Origin of the sequence: Geothrix sp. PMB-07 (assembly GCF_030758935.1) — a bacterium.
In the GTDB taxonomy this organism is placed as follows: Bacteria; Acidobacteriota; Holophagae; order Holophagales; family Holophagaceae; genus Geothrix.
Genome location: NZ_CP132333.1, coordinates 2,138,489 through 2,155,966, shown reverse-complemented (window position 1 = coordinate 2,155,966; position 17,478 = coordinate 2,138,489). Strand labels below are relative to the sequence as shown.

The 17,478-nt window shown below is 65.7% G+C and carries 17 protein-coding genes and 1 other RNA gene; 12 read left to right on the top strand and 6 right to left on the bottom strand.

What is annotated here, in order from left to right; all coding sequences use genetic code 11:
* Window position 1: 1 nt before the first annotated feature.
* From Q9293_RS09600 to Q9293_RS09590, 3 genes are all read left to right on the top strand, one after another.
* Window positions 2-988, top strand: a complete 987-nt coding sequence (locus Q9293_RS09600) for a malate dehydrogenase (protein WP_306245832.1) — start codon at window positions 2-4, stop codon at window positions 986-988.
* Between the two features lie 106 nt (window positions 989-1,094).
* The gene (locus Q9293_RS09595) at window positions 1,095-1,310 is read left to right on the top strand and encodes a hypothetical protein (protein WP_306245831.1); all 216 of its coding nucleotides are present in this window, start codon (window positions 1,095-1,097) and stop codon (window positions 1,308-1,310) included.
* Window positions 1,311-1,436: 126 nt separating this feature from the next.
* Window positions 1,437-2,327, top strand: a complete 891-nt coding sequence (locus Q9293_RS09590; RefSeq protein WP_306245829.1) for an IS481 family transposase — start codon at window positions 1,437-1,439, stop codon at window positions 2,325-2,327.
* An 868-nt stretch (window positions 2,328-3,195) separates the two neighbouring features.
* Here Q9293_RS09590 and Q9293_RS09585 read toward each other — a convergent pair.
* Window positions 3,196-3,894, bottom strand: coding sequence for a DUF4386 domain-containing protein (locus Q9293_RS09585; protein WP_306245827.1), 699 nt, complete (start codon window positions 3,892-3,894; stop codon window positions 3,196-3,198).
* Window positions 3,895-4,008: 114 nt separating this feature from the next.
* On the opposite strand from Q9293_RS09585, the gene nudC reads away from it, so the two are divergent.
* Window positions 4,009-4,767 carry an NAD(+) diphosphatase gene (gene nudC / locus Q9293_RS09580; RefSeq protein WP_306245825.1) on the top strand — a complete coding sequence of 253 codons (759 nt, stop codon included), beginning with the start codon at window positions 4,009-4,011 and terminating at the stop codon, window positions 4,765-4,767.
* Here the strand turns inward: nudC and Q9293_RS09575 are convergent.
* The 3 genes from Q9293_RS09575 to Q9293_RS09565 all read right to left on the bottom strand — a co-directional run bounded on the left by Q9293_RS09575 (window position 4,764) and on the right by Q9293_RS09565 (window position 9,524).
* Window positions 4,764-5,066, bottom strand: coding sequence for a hypothetical protein (locus tag Q9293_RS09575; protein WP_306245823.1), 303 nt, complete (start codon window positions 5,064-5,066; stop codon window positions 4,764-4,766). The two genes, nudC and Q9293_RS09575, sit on opposite strands and share 4 nt — an antisense overlap.
* A 190-nt stretch (window positions 5,067-5,256) precedes the next feature.
* Window positions 5,257-6,018 (bottom strand): Crp/Fnr family transcriptional regulator, encoded by a 762-nt coding sequence (locus Q9293_RS09570; protein WP_306245820.1) that lies wholly within the window; start codon window positions 6,016-6,018, stop codon window positions 5,257-5,259.
* A 113-nt stretch (window positions 6,019-6,131) separates the two neighbouring features.
* Window positions 6,132-9,524, bottom strand: a complete 3,393-nt coding sequence (locus Q9293_RS09565; protein ID WP_306245818.1) for an adenosylcobalamin-dependent ribonucleoside-diphosphate reductase — start codon at window positions 9,522-9,524, stop codon at window positions 6,132-6,134.
* Between the two features lie 288 nt (window positions 9,525-9,812).
* On the opposite strand from Q9293_RS09565, the gene ffs reads away from it, so the two are divergent.
* An RNA gene (gene ffs / locus Q9293_RS09560) (signal recognition particle sRNA small type) lies at window positions 9,813-9,908 on the top strand.
* A gap of 262 nt (window positions 9,909-10,170) precedes the next feature.
* Here the strand turns inward: ffs and Q9293_RS09555 are convergent.
* Window positions 10,171-11,037 (bottom strand): TIGR02757 family protein, encoded by an 867-nt coding sequence (locus Q9293_RS09555; protein WP_306245816.1) that lies wholly within the window; start codon window positions 11,035-11,037, stop codon window positions 10,171-10,173.
* A gap of 141 nt (window positions 11,038-11,178) precedes the next feature.
* Between Q9293_RS09555 and Q9293_RS09550 the strand changes: the two genes are divergently transcribed.
* Window positions 11,179-11,580, top strand: coding sequence for a hypothetical protein (locus tag Q9293_RS09550; protein WP_306245814.1), 402 nt, complete (start codon window positions 11,179-11,181; stop codon window positions 11,578-11,580).
* Window positions 11,581-11,598: 18 nt separating this feature from the next.
* Here the strand turns inward: Q9293_RS09550 and Q9293_RS09545 are convergent, their stop codons facing one another.
* Window positions 11,599-12,126, bottom strand: a complete 528-nt coding sequence (locus tag Q9293_RS09545; RefSeq protein WP_306245812.1) for a hypothetical protein — start codon at window positions 12,124-12,126, stop codon at window positions 11,599-11,601.
* A 166-nt stretch (window positions 12,127-12,292) separates the two neighbouring features.
* On the opposite strand from Q9293_RS09545, the gene hemH reads away from it, so the two are divergent.
* The 6 genes from hemH (at window position 12,293) to Q9293_RS09515 (ending at window position 17,476) form a co-directional block, all read left to right on the top strand.
* The gene (hemH, locus tag Q9293_RS09540; protein ID WP_306245810.1) at window positions 12,293-13,240 is read left to right on the top strand and encodes a ferrochelatase; all 948 of its coding nucleotides are present in this window, start codon (window positions 12,293-12,295) and stop codon (window positions 13,238-13,240) included.
* Window positions 13,237-14,496 (top strand): NAD(P)/FAD-dependent oxidoreductase, encoded by a 1,260-nt coding sequence (locus Q9293_RS09535; protein ID WP_306245808.1) that lies wholly within the window; start codon window positions 13,237-13,239, stop codon window positions 14,494-14,496. The genes hemH and Q9293_RS09535 overlap by 4 nt, the downstream gene beginning before the upstream one ends.
* A gap of 105 nt (window positions 14,497-14,601) precedes the next feature.
* Window positions 14,602-15,459 carry a YdiY family protein gene (locus Q9293_RS09530; protein WP_306245806.1) on the top strand — a complete coding sequence of 286 codons (858 nt, stop codon included), beginning with the start codon at window positions 14,602-14,604 and terminating at the stop codon, window positions 15,457-15,459.
* Window positions 15,460-15,534: 75 nt separating this feature from the next.
* Window positions 15,535-15,915, top strand: coding sequence for a DUF2914 domain-containing protein (locus Q9293_RS09525; RefSeq protein ID WP_306245804.1), 381 nt, complete (start codon window positions 15,535-15,537; stop codon window positions 15,913-15,915).
* 115 nt (window positions 15,916-16,030) lie between these two features.
* Window positions 16,031-16,546, top strand: coding sequence for a DUF421 domain-containing protein (locus Q9293_RS09520; RefSeq protein ID WP_306245803.1), 516 nt, complete (start codon window positions 16,031-16,033; stop codon window positions 16,544-16,546).
* A gap of 39 nt (window positions 16,547-16,585) precedes the next feature.
* The gene (locus Q9293_RS09515) at window positions 16,586-17,476 is read left to right on the top strand and encodes a radical SAM protein (protein ID WP_306245801.1); all 891 of its coding nucleotides are present in this window, start codon (window positions 16,586-16,588) and stop codon (window positions 17,474-17,476) included.
* The last annotated feature ends 2 nt before the right edge of the window (window positions 17,477-17,478 follow it).

Genomic DNA, 17,478 nt, shown 5'->3' with positions numbered 1-17,478 from the left:
CATGAAACCCCCTGTTCGCGTGGCGGTCACCGGCGCAGCCGGCCAGATCGGATACAGCCTGCTTTTCCGCATCGCCAGCGGCGCGATGCTTGGCAATGACCAGCCCGTGATCCTCCAGCTGCTGGAGATCACCCCGGCTCTGAAGGCCCTGCAGGGCGTCGTGATGGAACTCAACGATTGTGCCTTCCCGCTGCTGGCGGGCATCGTTACCTCCGACGATCCCATGGTGGCTTTCAAGGATGCGGACTACGCCCTGCTGGTGGGCGCCCTGCCGCGCAAGGCCGGCATGGAGCGCAGCGACCTGCTGAACGCCAACGGCGGCATCTTCAAGCCCCAGGGCCATGCCCTGAGCGAAGTGGCCAGCCGCAACGTGAAGGTGCTGGTGGTGGGCAACCCCGCCAACACGAACGCCTTCATCGCGCTGTCCAACGCGCCCAAACTCAAGGCCACCCAGTTCCACGCCATGGTGCGCCTGGACCACAACCGCGCCATTTCGCAGCTGGCGGAGAAGACCGGCAAGCCCGTCACCGCCATCAAGAACATGACCATCTGGGGCAACCACAGCGTCACCCAGTTCCCCGACCTCTACCACGCCACCGTGGACGGCAAGAACGCCTACGAGCTGGTCAATGACCACGCCTGGTACGAAACCACGTACATCCCCACCGTGGCCAAGCGCGGCGCGGCCATCATCGAGGCCCGCGGCCTCAGCAGCGCCGCCAGCGCCGCGAACGCCGCCATCGACCACATGCACAGCTGGGCGCTGGGCACGCCCGAGGGCGAGTGGACCAGCATGGCCTTCGTATCCGACGGCAGCTACGGCGTGCCCGAGGGTCTGGTCTACGGCTTCCCCGTCACCGTGAAGAACGGCCAGGTGGAGATCGTGCAGGGTCTGGAGATCAATGCCTTCAGCCGCGCCAAGATGGACGCCACGGCCAAGGAACTGGATGAAGAACGTCAGGCCGTGAAGCAGCTCGGCCTGGTCTAAAACGGGTTTGCAGCTTTGGAGGGGCGGGGTTCAATCCCCGCCTCTTTTTTTCCGGCTGGCGCCCAGCATGGACGGACCTATGCTGGGTCACAGCCGGAGGTGGACCATGATGAGTCCCTTGGAACGGCGGCAGACCTGGAACCGGATCATCGGCGTGGAACGGCGCGCGGCGCCCATTCACGAACTGGATGGCCGTCCCCTGCCTGATCCCACGCTGCTGGAGGATGAGGAATTCCTGGAGGCGCGCCTGCACTTGGACCAGGGCAAGCGACGGGCAGTGATCCACCTGGATGATTGGAACGATCCCACCCGATTCGACTAGGTGTAAGTGCCAATCAGGTTGTTCACCCGAGATCTGGGAAGCTGAAAGCGCCAACAAACAGCTTTCTCGGAGCCTCGGGTGAACCTCCACAGTTCAGCAAAGTCTTGCCCCGCCAGTCGAGCATTAATGGTGAAGCGCGTTCTGGAGGAGGACTGGACGGTCCGGGATGCGGCTGAATCCATAGGAATCAGCACGCGCAGGGCCTACCGATGGCTCGCTCGGTTCAAAACAGAGGGTCCGGCCGGACTCCTGGATCGCTCCAGCCAGCCGCATCGCCTGGCGCGAAGCCACGAGCTTGGCCTCGTCGTCGAGGCCGTAGGTCGAAGGCGGCGGGGCCAGGCGGCGATCCGGATTGCCTCGGAACTGGGCGTGCCCCGTTCCACCGTGGGCTTCTGGCTCCGCAAGGCGCGCATCTCCAAGGCTTCGGACCTCCAGCCCAAGGAACCCGACAACCGCTACGAACACGCGGCCCCCGGCGACCTCCTCCACCTGGACACCAAGAAGCTCGCCAACTTCCACGAAGTGGGCCACCGCGCCACAGGCATCCGCCACCACAAGAACCGCGATGCGGGCTACCAGGTGCTCCATGTCTGCTCGGACGACCACTCGCGGGCCTGCTACATGGAAGTGCTCCCGGACGAGAAGAAGGAGACCACTGCCTCATTCCTCCAGAGGGCGCTGTTGCACTTCCAGGCCCGGGGCGTCACCGCCCGCAAGCTGCTGACCGACAACGGCTCGCCCTACCGGTCCAAGGCGTTCAAGGCCATGCGCGAAGCCTTCGGCCTCACGCACAGCCGCACCCGCCCCTACCGCCCACGGACCAACGGCAAGGCCGAGCGCCTCATCCAGACGGCCCTGCGAGAGTGGGCCTACGGTCCCACCTGGCAGAGCTCAGACGAAAGAAACCAGGCGCTCGGCGCCTGGCTCCACTTCTACAATCACCACAGGCCCCACAAGGCCTTAGGTGGTCAGCCCCCGGTTACCCGGCTGGTCAACCTCGTTGGCACCGACAACTAGGAATCGCGCTTCCGCCAGGGCTGCGGCCCGCTTGCACAGTCTCGGGCCACAGCCTCGGGGCTCCGCTCAGGCCTTCAGGTCCAACAGGCTATGGACAGCCTGGGGGGCCTGTTGCCGCAATCCTTGGTGGGTGTAGCCCGGTGACGTCGCATGGGCAGCATGGGTTGAATTCATGCTGGGGTGCCTTAATTCATAGGCTGCTATTTCTGCCGGAGATACGACCCCATCCTGATTGGTGTCACGGGGATCAATGTAGGTCGTGCTCTTGGCCTGAGTCGCCACCTTGGCTGACGCCTTCAGGGGCTGAAGCCCTGCATTCAAGGAACTCTGGACGCTTCCGACCTGCATCGGTGCCCCCTGAGGTAAAAGGGTCTAGTGACAACGTTCATTATAGGCTTTTTCCGGCCAGGGGCCAAAAGGCTGACCGGTGGCCGCTCGGATTGATTCGACAGATGGGGCACACGGAGGGAGGGCGGGCCTGAACATCGTCTGTCTTGACAAACATCATGGGGCGCTGCTCTTTTGCGCATTCCTCCGAACGCCCATGCCTCATGTCTCATTCACCCGCAACCTCCAGCGTCATGTGGCCTGTCCGCCCGGCGGGCGATGGGCAGCACGGTGCGGGAAGCCTGGAAGCGGCCTTTGCGGGTTATCCGAAGCTCCGCGATTACGTGCTGGATGAGCACGGCGCCCCGAGGGTTCACATGGCGATCTATGTGGACGGAGTGCCCATCAGCGAACGGCAGGGGCTCAGCGATCCGGTGTCCCCGGCCGGGGAAGGCTTTGTCATGCAGGCCCTGTCAGAACTGGCTCACGTTCGCCGAACATCTGCCACCGGTTCATGCCCTGCTGTTCGTGTGATCGGGCCTCAGCCCGCGGCGCGCGCTGATTCCCGGGCGCCCACGATCAGAAGCCACAGGCAGATGCTGATCTCACCGAGAGAACCGGGCATCGGAATGAAGGCTGCCAGGCGGCTCCCAGCGTATCCGTGCGCCAGCACCCGGGCGAAGACATCGATCAGGTAGCCGAAGCACCCCGCCATGAGCAACAGGCCCAGAACCCTGGGGAGCAGGCGGGACTTGTAGACGAGGTAGCCGAAGGGCAGCAGCCAGAGGCCCCAGAAGATCTTGGCGAGCAGCACACCGTTCCGGTAGGCCTCCAGTGACAGCATCACCTGGGTTTGCAGCTGCTCTCCGCGGAGCGTCCCGAGGCGCCCACCTTCCCCCAGGAACGACACGATGTTGAGCTTGTGAGTGAGGGTGAGGAAGGAGATGGGGGTGCTCACCAGCACGAAGGCGACCATGAGGAGGGCGGCGCCGTTGTGGACTGGGCTAAGCAGCCTGTAGAGCGGGAAAGGGAGCAAGAGGAAGGCCAGGTAACACAGAAAGCCCGCCGCGATGCCCAGGCGGAATAGCGATTCGGAAGATGCGATGCGGTTCAGCGTCCCGGCGGCGTCTCCAGGAACCAGGGTCTGCGAAGGGACGTAGGCGAGGCTGAAGAAGCCGGTCAGCACCACCACCAGATAGAGCAGGCCCGCCATCCGGGCATGGGTCATGTTCGAAGGCATGGGGGCTCCTTGCCAGCCTACGGGCAGGCGAGGCTCCGGTTTATGGGTGGAAGGGCGGTCGCCCACCTGCCTGCAGCGCCAAACCCTGGCTAGGCTGGAAGGGCCGAGGTGGGAATGAACGACAGGCGCATGGTGTTTCAGGAAAACCGGCTCTGGCTGCCTTTCGAGGCCCTGCCGGCGGACCTCCCAACGTTGACCAGCCTTCGGCTGCCAGAGGGATGGCTGGCCCAGCGGGTCTCTCCCGAGCAACCCCTCCCTCCAGGGGTGGAGGCCTTGGGTCTGCGCGACGCCCATCCCCGGATGGCCCAGGAGGACTGGCTTCAGGCCGGACGGGCGCACCAGTGGCTGGAATGGGAGGAGGGCCACCGGTTCTGCGGGGGGTGTGCCACGGCCCTGGAACCGGGCGAGGGGCAGGGGCGGCGCTGTCCGGCCTGTGGCCGCACGGTGTTCCCCTCCAATGCCATCGCCATCATCGTGCTCATCCACCGGGGCGAGGGTGAGCGGCGCCAGTGGGCCCTCGCCCGATCACCGCATTTCAAGCCCGGCGTCTACAGCGCCGTGGCGGGGTTCGCAGAGCCCGGCGAATCCCTGGAGCAGTGCGTGCACCGGGAGGTGGCGGAAGAACTGGGCATCCGCATCCAGCACCTGCGCTACTTTGGCAGCCAGCCCTGGCCTTTCCCCAACGGCCTCATGGTGGGCTTCACGGCCGAATACCTCGATGGCGACCTGCGGCCCGATCCCAGCGAACTGGAAGATGCCCGCTGGTTCGGGAAGGAGGAGATGCCTCCCTTGCCCAGCCCCATCAGCATTGCACGTTGGATGATCGATGCGGCCTTGGGCCATCCCTGGCATGAGCCAGGAGCGGCCTCCTAGCCCACCTTCCAACTGCTTTGGATGATGGCTTCAACTTCGGCTTCCTGGCCTTCCTCGGCGCCATGGCAATACCCGCATTGCAGCTGCTCAGGGTAGGCACCCAGGCTCCAGTCCAGGTCCGGGTCGCGGTTCTCGAAGCAGGCACCGGCCTGATGAATGCATTCGGCGCAGGTGGCGAAGGTGGGGCCGGACAGGTGCCGCGCCTCATCTCGCAGCTGGTGGGAGGCCTTCAGGGGACATCCCAGGATGAGGAGCCAGCTCCCCATGCCTGAAGGATCCTTGATGTGGACGAACTCCATGGATTTCACCGTGGTCGGATTGACCTGGGTTGAGTATTGCGAAACGCGGTGTTCTGAAAAGCCTTAATGGTTTTCACGGTCTTATCGGCAAGCGGTCCAATGCCGTTATTTTTCCTGGCCATGGCAAGGGAGGGTCCAGGAGGCCCGTCCCACAGAGCCTGCCTTCCGTTTTCCAGTTGTGACCAAATGCCTAGGACTGGAGGAGCCTGATCACCAGGCCCGGATAGCTGCGGAGGAAGGCCTCGCGGCGTTCGGCTTCGATCACAGCCAGGAAGCAGGGCTCTTCGACGGTGGCGGTGAATGGATGTGGGATGCCGCGCAGGAAGGCCTCCAGGCCGAGGAAACCCTCGGGTAGATCCTCAGCGCGGACAACGCGACTCGTCATCCCCTCGTCCACCCGGACGGAGCCCATCGTGAGTTGGAATAGGGCGTGGGCGGGCTCACCTGTTTCCAGGAGCACTTCGCCGGGCTGGGCCATGCGCGGATGGGCGGCCAGATCGAAGCGGGCCCTCAGATCGCGCAGCTCTTGATTGGCCTCCGAGAGCCGGGCCGTGAACTGGCGGCAGAGGATGCGGGTGAGCCCTGGGAAGCCCGCCATGATGGCATCCAGGTGGCTCGGCTTCAGGTGCAGGGCTTGGCAGCTGCCCACGGCGCGCACCGTGGCCGTGCGGCGCTGGGCTCCGAAATAGGCCATCTCACCGATGATGACCGGGGCCTGCGGTCGACACTCCAACTGGGCCAGAGGGCGCTGGGTGCCATCGGGCAGGACCTTCTCCACCACCAGGGCGCCCCTCAGCAGGATGTAGAGATCCTGGGAATCCTCCCCCTCCACCACCAGCCGCTCCCCGTCGCGGAAGCGCAGGGGCTCGATGTCGGGATGGGCCGACAGCAGAGGACCCAGCTCGGGATCGGAGCCGAGGTCGAGGGTGGTGGGATCCAGGGGGTCAGGCATGGCTTCATCTTCCGACGAGAAGGAAAGATGAGCCACGGATAAACGCGGATGAACACAGATGAAAAGGGCGGGATGACTCCCGCCCTTTTGCACTCAATGGGTTTCGATGGCCGTTAGCTGCAGCCCGTGGTGGCGCCGCAGGTCTGGCACTTCATGCAGGCGCCGTTGCGCACCAGGGTGAGGTGGCCGCATTCGGGGCAGGGGTCGCCGGTGTAGCCCTTCTCGCGGGCGGCCTGCGCGGCGCTGACCGTGGCCCGGCCCCCCGTTGTGCCCACGAGCACGGGCTCGGGCGCGGGCGAGGCTGAGGCGCCAGCCACTGGCCCCTCGGGGAAGGGCAGGGGCGTGCCCGTAGGCAGCGCGGGCATGGCGGCCACGAGGTTGGGCGCCTGGCTGCCGGGACGCAGGCCCGTGGTGGCGTTGATGAGCTGCTCGGGATCCACGTGGGCCAGGTCGTAGCGGCCCAGGTAGCTGATGGCCAGTTCGCGGAACACAAAGTCGATGAGGCTGGTGCTCAGCTTGATGGTGTCACTGCCAGCCACCATGCCGCCGGGCTCGAAGCGCGTGAACAGGAAGGCGTCGCAGAACTCTTCCAGGGGCACGCCGTGCTGCAGGCCCATGCTCACGGCGATGGCGAAGCAGTTGAGGATGGCGCGCAGGGCGGCGCCTTCGCGGTGGATGTCGAGGAAGATCTCGCCGAGGCTGCCGTCCTCGTATTCACCGGTGCGGAGGTAGAGCTTGGTGCCGCCGATGGTGGCGCTCTGGGTGTAGCCGCCGCGGCGGTTGGGCATGCGGCGGCGGTAGGTGCGCACCAGCTGCTGCGTGAGGGCCTGGGCCACGGCCGGGGCCTTCTCGGTGGCGGTGGCGGAGTCGTCCAGCAGGGTGTCCGCGCCATCCAGCAGATCCAGGTTGGTGGCCATGGCCTGGCTCATCTTGGAGCCATCGCGGTAGAGGGCCACCGCCTTCAGCATGAGCTGCCAGCTGGCTTCATAAATGCCGCCGATCTCCGGCACGGTGGCCTCGGCGGGCAGGTTGATGGTCTTGCTGATGGCCCCGCTGAGGAAGGGCTGGGCGGCACCCATCATGCGCAGGTGGCCCATGGGGGCGATGTAGCGCTTGCCCGTGCGGCCGCAGCGGTTGGCGCAGTCAAAGATGGGCAGATGCTCATCCTTGAGGTGCGGCGCACCTTCCACGGTCATGGTGCCGCTGAGGGCCAGCAGGAAGGTTTCCACCTGCTCGGCGCTGAAATCCTTCTTCAGGCGGTCGGTGTCGATGGCGAAGGCGGGGTCGAAGGCCGTGGGGAGTTTCTGCTCCACCAGGGCGATCTCCTCCTCGGCCCAGCCCGCGCCCTTGAGCATGCTGCGGGTGATGCCGGGGGTCTCCTCGGTGATCTGCAGCCAGCCCACCACGTGGCGCTCGATGTCGTGGATCTGATCCGGCGTGTAGCCCAGGCGGGCCATGGCCTCGGGAATGGCGCGGTTCACCAGCTTGAAGTAGCCGCCGCCCGCCAGTTTCTTGAACTTCACCAGGGCGAAGTCGGGCTCGACGCCCGTGGTGTCACAGTCCATGAGCAGGCCGATGGTGCCCGTGGGGGCCAGCACACTCACCTGGGCGTTGCGGTAGCCCCACTGCTCGCCGTAGGTGAGGGCCGTGTCCCAGCTTTCGCGGGCCGCATCGGTGATGCGCTTGGGCACGCCTGCACCATGCAGGCCCTGGGGGCGGATGGAGAGCTGCTCGTATTCGGAGGCAGGCGCGTTGTAGGCGGCCCGGCGGTGGTTGCGGATGACCCGCAGCATGTGCTGGGCGTTCTTCTGGTAGCCGGGGAAGGGGCCCAGCTCCCGTGCCATCTCGGCGCTGGCGGCGTAGGCGTCGCCCGTGAGGATGGCGGTCAGCGAAGCGCACCACTGGGTGCCCTCCACGCTGTCATAGGGGATGCCCATGCGCATGAGCATGGCGCCGAGGTTGGCGTAGCCCAGGCCCAGGGTGCGGAACTCATAGCTGAGCTTGGCGATGGAATCGCTGGGGAACTGGGCCATGAGCACGCTGATTTCCAGCACCACCGTCCAGAGGCGGATGGCATGGCGGTAGCCCGTCAGGTCGAACCCGCCATCTTCCGTGAGGAAGGTGCAGAGATTCAGCGAGGCCAGGTTGCAGGCCGTGTCATCCAGGAACATGTACTCGGAGCAGGGATTGCTCGCGTTGATGGGGCCGTCTTCGGGGCAGGTGTGCCAGTCATTGATGGTGGTGTTGAACTGGATGCCGGGGTCGGCGCAAGCCCAGGCGGCGCGGTTCACCTTCTCCCAGAGATCTTTGGCGCGCAGCTTCTTGCAGGCCTTCCCGTCGATGCGGCGCTTCAGTTCCCAGTCGCCGTCCATCTCGAGGGCGCGCATGAAAGCGTCGGGCACGCGCACTGAGTTGTTGGAGTTCATGCCGCCCACGGTGAGGTAGCCTTCGCCATCCCAGGACGTGTCGTAGCCCTGCAGGTCACGGGCGAAATCACCCTCGGCCAGGCGGCCCAGGCACTGGGTCAGGAACGCTGCAGGCACGCCCTCGCGCTTGGCGCGGGCCAGGGCCTTGCGGAGCGCTTCGTTGGTGAGTGGATCGGCATCCTTGGTGGTGGAGCCCTCCACGGATTTGCAGATGGCGTCCCAATGGCGGCGCACCACAGCGCTACCCGCGGCGATCATGGCCACCTTGCGCTCTTCCGTGACCTTCCAGTCGATGAAGGCTTCGATGTCGGGATGGTCGAGGTCGAGGCAGACCATCTTGGCGGCACGGCGCGTGGTGCCGCCGCTCTTGATGGCACCCGCGGCGCGGTCGCCCACGGCCAGGAAGCTCATCAGGCCCGAGCTGCGGCCGCCGCCGGAGAGGGGTTCCTCGGAGCCGCGCACCTTGGAGAAGTTGGTGCCGGTGCCGGAGCCGTACTTGAAGATGCGGGCCTCGCGGGTCCACAGGTCCATGATGCCGCCCTCGTTGACGAGGTCGTCGGCCACGCTCTGGATGAAGCAGGCGTGAGGCTGGGGGCGCTCGTAGGCGGAGGTGGATTTCTCCATCTGCCCGGTGAGGGGATTGACGAAGCTGTGGCCCTGGGCCGGGCCTGAGATGCCGTAGGCGTAGTGCAGGCCGGTGTTGAACCACTGGGGCGAATTGGGCGCGCACATCTGGTTCGCCAGCATGTACGTGAGTTCGTCGTAGAAGGCCTGGGCATCCTCGGCGGAGTCGAAGTAGCTGTGCGTCTCGCCCCAATGGCGCCAGCAGCCTGCCAGGCGGTGGAAGACCTGCCGCGCATCCTTTTCACCGCCGTTGTTGGCATCAATACCCTTCCGGCGGAAGTATTTCTGCGCCAGGATGTCCACGGCCACCTGGGACCAGGTTTCCGGCACCATCACATCCTTGGCCTCGAACACCACGGTGCCATCGAGCTTGGAAATGCGGCTGGTGCGCGGGACGAAGGGAATGCCTTCCAAGGGGTCGTGACCTGCCTTGGTGAAATGGCGGGCGATCTTCATCGGGTGGTCCTGGCGTGATTGGGGTGGAGAAGGCAGGGGGAGTGGAGACACAACTTTCCCGCGAGGCGCGCAAAGCCCTCCCAGGAAGGGCAGGGACTTAGGTTGACCTCTATGGGTTGTGCCGGGAGAAAAGGATGGCCCCAAGATGTAGGGGTGTCAAGGGGCGAGCGGCGGATTTTTCGGCTGCTTAAAAAGAGTGCGTAAATCCGCCACTTTCAGTGGCAGCGCCAGCTTGCGAAGGCCTCATGCACTGGCGTGCCGACCCGGATCGCGGATACGCTGAATTCAAGCCGGGCCCCATGCATCGGGGTGCGATGAACCGGGTCAGATCGGAAGAAGCAGCCCTAAGTCGTTCCCCCGAGTGCCGTGGTAAGCCCGGCCCCTTTCGGGGCCAGCCTTACCATCCGTTCGCGCCGCGCCTTCGGCTTGCGCTCACGGGTCGGCACTGGCCTACGCTCCCAGTGGGTCCCCGCTCCTCAGAGCCCGCTGGGCTCTGCTCCGCGACCCCCTTAGGTCGCGCACGTGGTAAGCCCGGCCCCTTTCGGGGCCAGCCCTACCATCCGTTCGCGCCGCGCCTTCGGCTTGCGCTCACAGGTCGGCACTGGCCTGCCTCCAGACGAAGGGGCCACTCCATGGGCGCTGTCGCCTATTTACGTTTCCGAGGTTTGGCCCCCGCCGAACACACCGTATAGAGCGGGCAATCCGCGCAGGTGCTGCGGTGGCGCAGGCCTGGGCAGTCGCCGAGGATGCCCAGGTGGCTGAGGGCGAAGTCGTAGCGGAGGGGATCTTCCGAATCCAGGCGACGCAGGGAGGCCGTGATCTCCAGGGCCATCTTCCCATCCGGCGTGCTGCGGTCACTGAGGCCGATGAAGCGGGAGACCCGCGCCACATGGGTGTCGAGGGGGATGATGAGGCTGCCCACGGGGTAGTGGGCCCAGAGACCGAGGTCAGGCCAACCGGGCCGCGCCATCCAGCGCAGGAACATGCGCCAGCGTTTGCAAGCCGCGCCTTCCAGAGGATCGGGCAGGGAAAAGCGGGCGCCGTAGGTCGGTGGCAATTCCAGGCGGAGGCGCTGCACCAGCTGGGACAGGGATTCGTCCGCTCCTTTTTTCGGTTGGGGCAGGAGATGGGGTTCCAGCCCCTGGGCACTTTCAGCATCGAGCCGCTTCCAGGCCAGCAGCCAGGCGGCCAGATCGGGTCCGGTGTGGAAGCGCCAGGCCCAGTCCTTCAGGGCGTGATCCAGCTTTTTCTGAATGTCCCGCTCGGATTGGGCTCGCAGCCAGGCCGCGGGGTCGGGTCCCAGTGGGGCCAAGGCACTTTGAACGGCGCGGATCATGGGCTCCACCCGTCCGTAGGCCAGGTGGGCGGCCACGAAGGCCGCGACCTCACGATCCATGGGCGCCTCATAGGCGAGGACGACGCTGAGTGGATCCCGGTCCAGGGCGCCGCCGGTGTCGTAGCGATCACAGAGGCTGTCCAGCCGGGCCTTCAGGGTCTTGATTGGAGTTCCCATGTCTTCAGTGTCCCAGGTGGGTCCGTGGCCAGACACCGCGAAAAACAAGCCACTCGTGCTTTAAATCACTATGTGTATGAAGGATTTGCCGCTAGTCTGGTTCGTGGTGGCCCGTGGCCCCTTTTGGAGAAACTACCGCACATGATGAACCTGCGTGGCCTAGGAAACCTGGCGAAGATCCTTGAAGAAGCTGCAAAGCCTGATTCCGTGTTGCGGGAAGACCGCGAAAAGCCCAAGCCCAAGGTTCTGAAGAAGGGGGAGAAGGCCGGGAATATCCGGGTCATCGATCCCAAGCGGAAGGTTTGGTACGAGAAGCGCCTGAAGGAAGTCACCGCCAAGAGTTCGGCCCCGGAAGTCTCCGCCTCTGGCCCCGTGAGCGCCCCCGTGGTACCCGCTGCTCCTGCCCTGGCCAAGAACGTGGCCTCCAAGCTGGGTGGCTCGCTGCTGCAGACCCTGGCCGCTGCGAAGGATGCGAAGCCCAAGGCCGAAGGCCAGAAGCGCTCCGAAGCCTGGCGTCGCAAGCCCGGCGAATCAATCTTCTAGGTCGAGTGAAATCCTGATTCAGGCCCCGGTCACTGCCGGGGCCTGAATCTTGTACTTCCGCCCGATCCAGGTGGCGGCGAGGGGGCGCTCCAGCCGACCCTCGCGCAGATCGCCCAGGGTCAGCAGGGCCAGGTCCAGAACCGGCGTGGCGCCATCCAGGGTTCCATCGGCGAGGCGCTCCTCCAGATCGGTGCGGGAGATGGCGTGGATGCCGTCCTCCAAGCGCACGAGCACCGCCTGAGGGTCCTCCACGGCAAGGCCGAGGCGCGAGGTCAGCTGGTTTACGCCGCGCAGCATGCCATCGATGGCACAGCCCGAAGGTTCGGCGGCGAGGGTGGGTTCGGCCACGGCCAGGATGCGGTTCTCCAGCAGGGCCCAGGCGCCTTGGTACTGCACGCCCTTATGCCGCCAGCGCGCCATCAGGGCCTCCATCTCCGGTGCCAGCGTGGCGGCTTCTGTGGGATGGACCAGGGCCAGGAGCCAAAGCCGGGCGCCATCAGGAAGCGCGGAGAAGGCGGGCAGGGCGGTGAAGGCGGACAGGGACATGGGCGCTCCAAGCTGTAGGGACAGTCTATGGGATGCCGCCTGAAAGCGATCCGTCTCTTGTTCAAACAGGGCTCCTAATGCTCGGGAAAGCTCGCTCTGTTCAAACAGGGCTCGTCCAGGCTTCCGTGACGATTGTTCAGGCCACTTCTCGCTAAGGTGGAGGACGATGCGAGACACAGCGATTCTTCTCCTGAACCTGGGCGGTCCGGTGAACCTGGATCAGGTGGAACCCTTCCTGGCCGCGCTCTTCGGCGACCGGGATCTCATCAAGCTGCCGGGCCCCGCCTGGCTGCAGGGACCCTTCTCGAAGCTCATCGCCAAGCTGCGGGCTCCCGGCGCCCGGGGCCGGTACTCGGAGATCGGCGGAGGCTCTCCCTTGCTGAAGGAGAGCGCCTTCCAGGCTTCGGCCCTGCGGGCTGCGCTGCGAGCCCAGGGCCGACACGAGCCCGTGAAACTCTGTTTCCGCTACGCCGCGCCCCGGGCGGCGGGATTGCTCAAGGCCCTCAAGCGCGATGGCATCCGGAAATTGGTGCCCGTCACGCTCTACCCCCACGACTGCCGGGCCACGACTGGATCGAGCCTGCGGGAGTTGGCGGTCGAAGCGGCGAAGGCGGGTCTGGAGATCCTCCCGGGCGTGGATCATTACGCCACCGATGCCGACTACCTCGATTCGCTGGAAGCCCCGCTGCGCAAGGCTTTGCAGGAACTGCCCGGGGCCACGGTCATCTTCAGCGCGCACAGCCTGCCCCTGCGCCAGATCGAAGCCGGTGATCCCTACGAGAAGGAGATCCACGCCACCCGCGATGCCCTCATGGCCCGCATCGGCGAGATTCCTGGAGGCTACCTGCTGGCCTACCAGAGCCGCACCGGCCCCGTGAAGTGGCTGCAACCGCCCCTGAAAGATGTCCTCGAAACCATGAAGGGCAAGGATGTCATCGTGGTGCCCATGAGCTTCGTCAGCGAGCACATCGAGACCTTGCACGAACTGGACATCGAATACCGCCATGTGGCCGATGCGGCGGGCATCCGCACCTACCGGCGCGTGGCCGCTCCGGGCACCGATCCCGCCTACATCCAGTGCCTCACGCGGCGCGTCCTGGAGGTCCTCCCATGAGCACCCTCATCCTCGGCGGCGGCGTCACGGGACTCGCGGCGGCCTGGCATCTGCAGCAGCGCGGGGAGGCCGTGGAAGTGTGGGAGGCCGGCGCCAGCGTGGGCGGCTGGATGAAGACCCTGCCTTGGGAAGGCGGTCACTTTGAGACCGGCCCCCAGGGGGTGTTGTGGCAGAAGGGCACGGCGGTGGATCGCCTCTTCAGTGCCATCGACCTGCCGTTCAAATCCCCAGGCACCGGCGCCCGCTGGGTGGGGAAGGGCGGGCGCCTCATCCCCGTGCCCGCTTCGCCCCCGGCGCTGATGTTCTCTCCCCTCATGTCCGCGGGCGCCAAGCTGCGCATGGTGCTGGAGCCATTCATCGGTGTGCGCGACCCCGAGCCGGAAGAGGGCCTCTCCGCCTTCATCACGCGTCGCCTCGGCAAGGGTGTGGCCACGGAGCTGCTGCCGGCCATGGTGGCGGGCATCCTCGCCGCGCCGCCGGAAATCCTCTCCGTGGATGCCATCCCCAAGCTCAAGCAGTGGGAGGCCACGGGCAGCCTGGTGAACGGCATCCGCAAGAGTGGCGTCAGCCACATGGTGGTGCCCGAGGGCGGCATGGGACAGCTGCCCATCCGCCTGGCCTCGAAACTTTCCGCGGTTCGCACAGGCCTGCGCGCCGAACGTCTGGAACGACTGGCCGAGGGCCGCTGGCGCGTGAGTGGCGGCGGCGAGGTGCGCGAGGCTGATCGGGTGGTGCTGGCCTTGCCCGCGTTTGAGGCCGCGGCCCTGCTGGGCCCGGTGGCGGCGCAGAGCGCCGAGGCCCTGGCGGCCATCCCCTATACTTCCGTGGATCTCTGGCACAGCCGTCACCTGCCGCTGCCCGCGCTGAAGGACAGTTTCGGCTTCCTCATCCATCCGCCGGAAGGGCGGGGCTACCTCGGCTCCCTGGTGCCCTCCTGGATGGATCCCCAGAGTGCGCCAGAAGGCGTCATGCAGCTGCGCAGCTTCATCGGTGGCGCCTTTGGGAAACCCGCGGACCTGGAGCAATGGGAGGGAATCGCTGCCCGCCTGAAGCATTGGATTCCCACCCTGAGCGACGCCACGGCCGTGCGCCACGAACGTGCTGATCGCGCCATCCCGCGGCCCGAGCTGGGCCACCGCGGCCGCGTCAAGGCGGCGCTCGAAGGCCTGCCCGGCGGGATCGACTGGTTGAGCAATGCCCGGTTCGGTCCCGGCGTGCGCGACATCCTGGAAGGCCTTGAGAGCTGGACCTTCTGAATCAGGGCAGGGAATGAGGTGCCGTGCGTGGGGTGGTTGTAAGGAACCGTGAGGAACGGGGCACCCGGCTGCGCCAGAATGGATGGGTCACGTTCTGGAGCCCCCATGCGACTGTCCCTCCCCTTCGTTCTGATGAGCGCCCTTCCGCTGCTGGCCCAGGCGCCCGAGGCCCCGAAGCAGGCCTGGTCCGACAAAGGCTCCCTCAGCTACGTGTCAGTCGGCGGGAACGCGGCGAGTCAGAGCCTGGGCTTCGCCAACGAGTACAAATACACCTGGAGCGATGCCGCCTTCGCCTTCAACCTGGGCGGGGTGCGGGTGTCCACCACGACCTTCGCGCGCAGCGCCTCCGGCACCAGCCTCGCCAATGCCACCGTGGTCCAGACCAGTGACACGGAGACCAGCAGTGAAAGCTACTACGCGAATCTTCGTTACGACCGCAATCTGAGCGACCGGCTCCAATGGTTCGCCTCGGGCGGCTGGGAGCGCAACCTTCCGGCAGGGCTTGAAGCCCGCACCTCGGCCTTGGCTGGGCTTGGCCACTGGTGGATCAAGGAAGACCGCACCAAATGCTTCACCGACGCTGGTCTGGGCTATACGAAGGAAACCCAGGTCTTTCGGCCCGCGGGGGCTGATACCGGCTATGCCACTTTCCGGCTGGGGGCCAAGGTCGAGCAGAAGGTCTTCGCCACCTCGCTGCTGGCCTCGGAATTGACCCTGTCAGACAGCCTGAAGCACAGCCAGAACTACCTGGCCGTGTGGCGCACGGCTTTCACCACCAACCTCTCCTCGCGGCTGGCCCTCAAAGTGGCCTACGACGTGACCTACAAGAACCAGCCTGCATCGGTGGCGGTGGATGTCACCCAGACGCCCGTGGCCACGCCCCCTGTGGTGATTGGGCAGGTGCCCTACCAGCTGAAGAAAACGGATACGGTGTTCACCACCTCCCTGGTGGTCACCTTCTAGGGCTTTCTTCCAAAGGCCAAGTGACAACCCCCGGGCATGGGACCAGAATGGGGCCACCCCTTCCCCGGAGCTCTCATGCGCCGCTCGCTGTTTGCCGCCCTCCTGCTTCCTTCCCTGCTGCTGGCCCAGACGGACAAGCCGCAGGCCGAGCTGAAAACCGGCTCCGCCGTCGAGAAGATGGAACTGGTGGGCGAATCCTCTGATTTCAAGGTGCCCGCAGGCACCCGCATCTTCGTCTGGGCGAAGGTCACAGGCGCCGCGGACAGCACCGTCATCATCGTCTTCAGCAAAGGCGACAAGAGCACGAAGCAGGAGCTCAAGGTGCCGCGCTCTCCGTACCGCACCAACGCCTACCGCACCTTCCGGAAGGGGGATGACGGCGAGTGGACTGTGAAGCTTCTCAGCGCACAGAACACCGAACTGGGATCGGCCACGTTCAAGGTTGAGGTTCAGTAAAATCGCTCTAAGTCATGGCAGCGACCGCATCCTCATGCCTTGAGCCGCCCGTCGGCTGCTGATCCCGTTGGAAGCCGGGTGAGCCGAACCTTATGTTTTCTAAGTTGGAGTCAGCATGTCCCTTCTGGCCACCTTTGACGGTGCCCTGCCCGTGGGAATCTCCATGTGGAAGATCGCGCAGCCCTGGTGGGAGTTCGTGCTGCGCGGCCTGCTGGTCTACGGCTTCCTGCTCATCACCCTGCGGCTGACGGGCAAGCGCCAGGTGGGGCAACTGGCCCCCTTCGACCTGGTGCTGCTGCTGGTGCTGAGCAATGCCGTGCAGAACAGCATGAACGCCGGGGACAACACCGTGGCCGCGGGGTTCATCCTGGTGGCCACGCTGCTGGCCGCCAACGGGCTGCTGTCCTGGATCACCTGGCGCAGCAAGAAGGCGGAAACCCTGCTGGAGGGAAGGCCCCAGATCCTCGTCCACAACGGCCAGGTGGATGAGGCCATGTTGGCCGCCGAGCGCATCACCCGCCACGAACTCATGGCCGCGGTTCGCCAGGCTGGGCTGTCGGATCTGGCGGAGGTGCGGGTGGCCATCCTGGAAACCAACGGGCGCATCAATGTGGTGGCCAAGGCTTCCTAGAGGGCTTGACGAAACGAATAAAAAGCGAACACTTGGAGCATGACATTCCTTCCGTCCACCCTGGCGCCGCCCTCCCTTTTCAAAGACCTGCTCGTGGAACCCGAGGAGGCCCGCACCATCCTTCGCCCGCAAAAGGATGAACGGTACGGTTTCGGGTTCGCCCTGAGCCCTTATCGGGGTTGCGGCCACGGCTGCCGCTACTGCTACGTTCGCGAGTATCCCAATGCCCTCCACAAGCCCAGTGAATGGGGCCAGTGGGTGGCACCCAAGGTGAATGCCCCGGAGCTGCTCTGGTCCCAGCGGCACAAGCTCCACAACGCACGGGTGTTCATGGCCTCGGCCACGGATCCCTACCAGCCCCTGGAGCGCCAGTACCGCCTGACCCGCCGCTGTCTGGAAGTGCTGCTGCTCTGTCCCACCACGGAAGTCATCCTCCACACGCGTTCACCCCTGGTGCTTCAGGATCTGGATCTGCTGCGGGCCTTCGGGGATCGGCTCACGGTGGGCCTATCCATCCCCACCGATGACGACACCGTGCGGCAGGTCGTCGAGCCCCACGCACCGGCCATTCCCAGCCGCTGGGCTGCCGCTGAGCGCCTCGCCGCCGGTGGGGTTTCCGTCACCATCGCGGTGGCGCCCCTCCTGGCGGTGCACGATGCCAAGGCCTTCGCGCGCCGCGCCAGGGCCAGCGGTGCCAGCGCGGCCTGGGTCGGTGGCCTGCGCCTGCTCAAGGAGGATCCGTTCTACAAGGTGCTGGCCGATCAAGGCTGGCTGAAGATCCTGAACCCCGACTACAAGGATGGCATCCGCGCGGCCTTCCAGGAGGCCTTCCCTTTGAAGAAACGGATGCGGGAACCCAGGTCCAAGCCCTCTCCAGCCTCAGTCACCATCCCGGTCGCCCAGCCAGGGCTATTCGACCGGGTGGGTTGATG